9 protein-coding genes are annotated in these 4,614 nt (G+C 45.3%); 3 read left to right on the top strand and 6 right to left on the bottom strand.

Annotated elements, in window-relative coordinates:
• The 4 genes from QUB13_RS12100 to QUB13_RS12085 all read right to left on the bottom strand — a co-directional run.
• Positions 1–748, bottom strand: a 748-nt coding sequence (locus QUB13_RS12100; RefSeq protein WP_333380930.1) for a leucine-rich repeat domain-containing protein, incomplete at its 3' end; no start/stop codon positions are given.
• 63 nt (positions 749–811) lie between these two features.
• Complete coding sequence (locus QUB13_RS12095) at positions 812–1,273, bottom strand: DUF5615 family PIN-like protein (protein ID WP_333380928.1); 462 nt, start codon at positions 1,271–1,273, stop codon at positions 812–814.
• Positions 1,200–1,520, bottom strand: a complete 321-nt coding sequence (locus tag QUB13_RS12090; protein ID WP_333380926.1) for a DUF433 domain-containing protein — start codon at positions 1,518–1,520, stop codon at positions 1,200–1,202. Before QUB13_RS12090 ends, QUB13_RS12095 begins: the two co-directional genes overlap by 74 nt.
• On the bottom strand, positions 1,517–1,720 hold the full coding sequence (locus QUB13_RS12085; RefSeq protein ID WP_333380924.1) for a hypothetical protein: 204 nt from the start codon (positions 1,718–1,720) through the stop codon (positions 1,517–1,519). Before QUB13_RS12085 ends, QUB13_RS12090 begins: the two co-directional genes overlap by 4 nt.
• Before the next feature lie 326 nt (positions 1,721–2,046).
• Here QUB13_RS12085 and QUB13_RS12080 point away from each other — a divergent pair, with 326 nt between their 5' ends.
• Positions 2,047–2,247 carry a type II toxin-antitoxin system VapB family antitoxin gene (locus QUB13_RS12080; RefSeq protein ID WP_333380922.1) on the top strand — a complete coding sequence of 67 codons (201 nt, stop codon included), beginning with the start codon at positions 2,047–2,049 and terminating at the stop codon, positions 2,245–2,247.
• Between the two features lie 10 nt (positions 2,248–2,257).
• On the top strand, positions 2,258–2,665 hold the full coding sequence (vapC, locus tag QUB13_RS12075) for a type II toxin-antitoxin system VapC family toxin (RefSeq protein WP_333380919.1): 408 nt from the start codon (positions 2,258–2,260) through the stop codon (positions 2,663–2,665).
• 46 nt (positions 2,666–2,711) lie between these two features.
• Here vapC and QUB13_RS12070 read toward each other — a convergent pair whose 3' ends face one another.
• Both QUB13_RS12070 and QUB13_RS12065 read right to left on the bottom strand, forming a co-directional pair.
• Entirely contained in the window at positions 2,712–2,840 is a 129-nt protein-coding gene (locus tag QUB13_RS12070) for a hypothetical protein (protein WP_333380918.1), read from the bottom strand.
• 87 nt (positions 2,841–2,927) lie between these two features.
• Complete coding sequence (locus tag QUB13_RS12065) at positions 2,928–3,266, bottom strand: DUF433 domain-containing protein (RefSeq protein ID WP_333380917.1); 339 nt, start codon at positions 3,264–3,266, stop codon at positions 2,928–2,930.
• A 384-nt stretch (positions 3,267–3,650) separates the two neighbouring features.
• Here QUB13_RS12065 and QUB13_RS12060 point away from each other — a divergent pair, with 384 nt between their 5' ends.
• Complete coding sequence (locus tag QUB13_RS12060; protein ID WP_333380915.1) at positions 3,651–4,532, top strand: aspartoacylase; 882 nt, start codon at positions 3,651–3,653, stop codon at positions 4,530–4,532.
• Positions 4,533–4,614: the final 82 nt, after the last annotated feature.

The raw sequence follows: 4,614 nt of genomic DNA, 5'->3' as shown, positions 1-4,614 counted from the left end.
TGTTACGAAGGTGAAGTTGTGTCAGATTAGAGAGTTGGGCGATCGCATCTGGGATGGAGGTAATCTGATTGTCATTGATGTTAAGATGTGTCAGATTCGACAGTTGCCCGATCTCCTCTGGGATGGAGGTAATCTGATTCTTCCAGAGGTTAAGATGTGTCAGATTCGACAGTTGCCCGATCTCCTCTGGGATGGAGGTAATCTGATTGTTAGCGATTTCAAGCTTTTTCAGGTTGAACAGTTGGCCGAGATCCTCTGGGATGACGGTAATCTGATTGTCACTGAGGTCAAGCCGTGTCAGATTTGACAGTTGCCCGATCGCCTCTGGGATTTTTGTAATCTGATTGTTAGCGATTTCAAGCTTTTTCAGGTTGGACAGTTGGCCGAGATCCTCTGGAATTTCTGTTAAACCAATTCTGCTTAAATTTAAACTTTTTAATTGCTTCATTTCCAGCAGCAATTCTGGTATCGTTCCGAATGGATTGCCACTGAGGTTAATCGATCGCAAATTTTCCAGCGATCGTAATTCCTCCGGCAGTGTGGTTAATTGATTGGTGATTAGTTTCGGAGTTCGTTTATCACCAACCCATTCCCAGTCTTCCATCTTCCCCAATACCAACGTCTCAAGCTGCGTGCACTTGCCAATCTCCGGCGGCAATTCCTCCAAGTCCAGCCCCGACAAATCCAGTTCCGTCAAATTTTCCTCGGCTGCTTGGTCAATTCGCCGCACTGCTTCCTCTCGCGTCATGCCCTTCGTCTCTCGGTAGGATTCATTTTATTGTGACAGGAATTTTCGCTTGGTGGGGGGGAATTATCGCCCGTACTCTTGAACCACAAAAACCGGATGACTCAACCCAGGCTGATTCTGCTTTTTGATGCGAATCAGGCGATCGAACAGCGAATCAACATCCTGAAGATAGGCATGAAGAATAGTAACTTGTCCCAAGTAATCTCGATCGTCTTTACACACAATAATTCCTGCATGATGTTCACCGCCCCGGTGTAGCGCCACAAAATCATCGCGATTGAAGCTAATTACCGCCCGATTTTGTTCAGTAGCAAATAGGAGAACCTCGTCATCAGGAATCCCTTGATTCGCTTGACCAGCATCAAAGGAAGTTAAAACCTCACACTCAAGGCTACGCAAATGCTCGACCATTGCGATCGGGAAATTTTCATTAGAATACAGCCTCACCCTTTCAATCATCGGCTTGATGAGAAACAATAATGCGATCGATTTCTTCCCGGTGGCGATCGTAATAACGCCAAGCATTCTCTAAATCGCGATCCGACAAACCTGGATAATTCCGCAGTAACTCAGCCTCATCAGCCCCCTGTTGGTGAAGCGAAACCAGTGTCCAAACAGGAATGCGGGTGTTGCGAATCCGGGCATTTCCTCCACAGACTCCAGGCGTACTCTGAATCGCCCTAGCCGAGAGTTTTTCTTGAAACAGCAAACTCTCTTCAGGTGTCAGCGACTCAATGACTTGAATTAAGGAGTCAACCAACTGAATGTTCATAGCTGGTAATTTACAGAATATATAATAGTGCGATCGCTCAAACTATCATAGCAAATTTCCCCCAACACCAAAGTCTCAAGCCCAGTGCACTTGCCAATCTCCGGCGGCAATTCCTCCAACTCCAACCCCGCCAAATCCAGTTCCGTCAATTTTTCCTCAGCCGCCCGGTGAATTCGCCGCACTGCTTCTTCTCGCGTCATGCCCTTTGTCTCTCCGCGTGTTTCCCCGCCATCTTGTTTCTATTCTGACAGAGATTTGGGTACTCCGGGAAAGATTCGGCGCGATTGTGAAGGCGAGAAACCGCATTGAGGCGAGAAACCAGGTTTCTACGAGTCTTTGGTTGGGTGACAAGAAATATCTAGAGAAACCCAGTTTCTGAGATTTTCGCATGGGGCGAGAAACCAGGTTTCTACGAGTCTTTGGTTGGCTGACGAGAAATATTGAGAGAAACCCGGTTTCTGAGATTCACGCATGGGGCAAGGCAAGACAGATATAATTAGGAGAACGGTTAAAAAGAGGAAAACCAATGGTAACGAGCCTGAATGTGGATACGGCACTGCTGCAAGAGGCGATCGAACTGACGGGAGAAATGACGATCGAAACCCTAGTTGAAATCGCCTTGCGCGAATACATTCAACGCCTGAAGCAGATCAAAATCTTAGAACTCTTTGGTACGATCGACTACCAAGAAAGTTACGATTACAAACAGCAGCGAAATATAGCCTAGGTATCCCGTCATGAATGTAATTGTCGATACGGCTATTTGGTCATTAGCGTTGCGCCGGAATTCTCCAGAAATGAATGCTGCTGTGGTGAATCAACTGCGATCGCTCATTGCCAATGGTCGAGTTATAATGCTCGGAAGCATTCGACAGGAAATATTGTCTGGTGTTCGCACATCCGAACAATTCGATCGTCTCCGCAATACTTTACGCGCTTTTCCCGACTTGAATTTAGTTGAGGCAGACTACGAAATCGCTGCTGAATTTTGTAATACCTGTCGTCGCAATGGCATCCAAGGTTCAAATACTGATTTTCTCATCTGTGCTGCTGCCCATCGTCGCAGCTATTCCATTTTTACAACCGATCGAGATTTCCACAATTTTCAAGCTCATATTCCTGTAAATTTTCTAGAATTCGAGTAAAAATTGCGATTCGGAAAATTTTCACTCTTAATACAACCTCACTCTTTCAATCATCGGTTTGATGGGAAACAATAATGCGATCGATTTGTTCGCGGTGGCGATCGTAATAACGCCAAGCATTAATCTCCGGATCGAGAGTGCTTTTTGGGGTGTACCAATGTCGCCCACTGCCCAAACTACTAAATCAGGGCGTTTTCGCCGAACTTGTGTAGCATAAATGGGCGTAACATTCTCGTCCATTAAATATTTGAGCGCCCATTTCTCAAGCACCCTGGATAATAGATTGTCTTTCCCGTTCAGCTTTCAATTTCCGTAATCTTTCTGTCGCCGGATGGGGATTTGCTACTTGGATATTTCGCTGCTGATGCGACCATTCCAACCAATTTTGCAAATATCTACTTACTGATTCTGGATTTTGTAAATAATATAAAATAGTCGTATAAACTTCTGCCAAAGTTAGAGATGGATAGAGTTGCTTAATTTCTTCTGGGGTGCGTTCCCGATACAAATACTCATACAGTACCGTCTCAATCCCGATGCGATGTCCTTTAATGCGAATATCATCCGGTGCTAAAAAATCAAAATACTCTTTCAGTCCCATATCTAAAATCCCTTTTTTAGCTATTTACCATTATACTCATTATATGGAATAGCAATCGTAGGCATGAGCCAAGCAACTAGAGATGGGCTAAGAAACCGGGTTTCTACGAGTCTTTGGTTGGGTGACGAGAAATATAGAGAGAAACCCGGTTTCTGAGATTTACGCATCGAGGCCAAGAAACCGGGTTTCTACGAGTCTTTGGTTGGGTGACGAGAAATGTAGAAAGAAACCCGGTTTCTGAGATTTTCGCATCGGGCCAAGAAACCGGGTTTCTACGAATCTTTGGTTGAGTAACAGAAAATATCAAGATAAATCCGGTTTCTGAGGTCTTTGTCACCAACTGATGACAAATCATGGTAGGCTTGGGATAGGAGTTTTTTGTTTATGAATCCAATAAAACGTGTTGCCATAGTGGGAGGAACCCACGGAAACGAACTCACAGGCATTTACCTAGTGAAGAAGTTCGATCGCGCGCCACAGTTAATTGGGCGATCGACTTTTGAAACAATCGCCCTGCTAGCCAATCCCAAAGCTTCCGAAATCGGCAGACGCTACGTCGATATCGACCTCAACCGCTGCTTTCGACAGCAAGATTTACAAAATCCCCACCTCTCCACCTACGAAGCGCAGCGGGCAAAAGAAATCTACCACATTGTTAGCTCAAAAACTACTCCGCAGCAAAACTTAATTATCGATTTGCACAGCACCACATCCAACATGGGGCTAACATTTATTCTCGCCAGCCAGCATCCTTTTAACCTGCAACTAGCAGCTTATTTAACCTCTGTGTATCCCCACCTCAAGCTGCTGGTTTCGGCAACCAACAATTATGATAGTCCTTTGCTGCGATCGATTTCCGAATTAGGCGGTACGCTGGAAGTTGGTGCAGTGCCACAAGGCGTATTAGATGCCTCTTTATTTCAGCAAACCGAGCAGGTTGTCGGCACAATTTTAGACTGCGTAGAAAGCTACAATCAAGGCACAATGCCTGCTGCAACAAATCCCCTGACTGTTTATCACACCATCGGGGCGATCGACTATCCCAGAAACGAAAAGGGAGAGATTCAGGCAATGATTCATCCTCAGCTACAATCCAGAGATTATCAAGCCCTAAATCCCGGCGATCCGATGTTTTTGACCTTTGAGGGCGAGTCGGTCTTCTATGAAGGTAAATCGACGGTCTATCCAATTTTTATTAACGAAGCGGCTTACTATGAAAAAGGAATTGCGATGTGTTTTACCCAAAAGCAAATAGTTAGTTGTTAGTTGTTAGTTGGCAGTTGGCAGTTGGCAGTTGGCAGTTGGCAGTTGGCAGTTGGCAGTTGGCAGTTGGCAGTTGGCAGTTGGC

Source organism: Microcoleus sp. B4-D4 (assembly GCF_036705185.1).
Taxonomy (GTDB): Bacteria; Cyanobacteriota; Cyanobacteriia; order Cyanobacteriales; family Microcoleaceae; genus Microcoleus.
This window is presented reverse-complemented; position numbering and strand designations above follow the sequence as displayed.

Bases quoted from the DNA above. Each gene is read 5' to 3' on its own strand.
- QUB13_RS12065 (WP_333380917.1), bottom strand. From the start codon at position 3,266: ATGGGACTGAAAGAGTATTTTGATTTTTTAGCACCGGATGATATTCGC.
- QUB13_RS12080 (WP_333380922.1), top strand. From the start codon at position 2,047: ATGGTAACGAGCCTGAATGTGGATACGGCACTGCTGCAAGAGGCGATC.
- vapC (WP_333380919.1), top strand. From the start codon at position 2,258: ATGAATGTAATTGTCGATACGGCTATTTGGTCATTAGCGTTGCGCCGG.
- QUB13_RS12095 (WP_333380928.1), bottom strand. From the start codon at position 1,273: ATGCTTGGCGTTATTACGATCGCCACCGGGAAGAAATCGATCGCATTA.
- QUB13_RS12060 (WP_333380915.1), top strand. From the start codon at position 3,651: ATGAATCCAATAAAACGTGTTGCCATAGTGGGAGGAACCCACGGAAAC.
- QUB13_RS12090 (WP_333380926.1), bottom strand. From the start codon at position 1,520: ATGAACATTCAGTTGGTTGACTCCTTAATTCAAGTCATTGAGTCGCTG.
- QUB13_RS12085 (WP_333380924.1), bottom strand. From the start codon at position 1,720: ATGACGCGAGAAGAAGCAGTGCGGCGAATTCACCGGGCGGCTGAGGAA.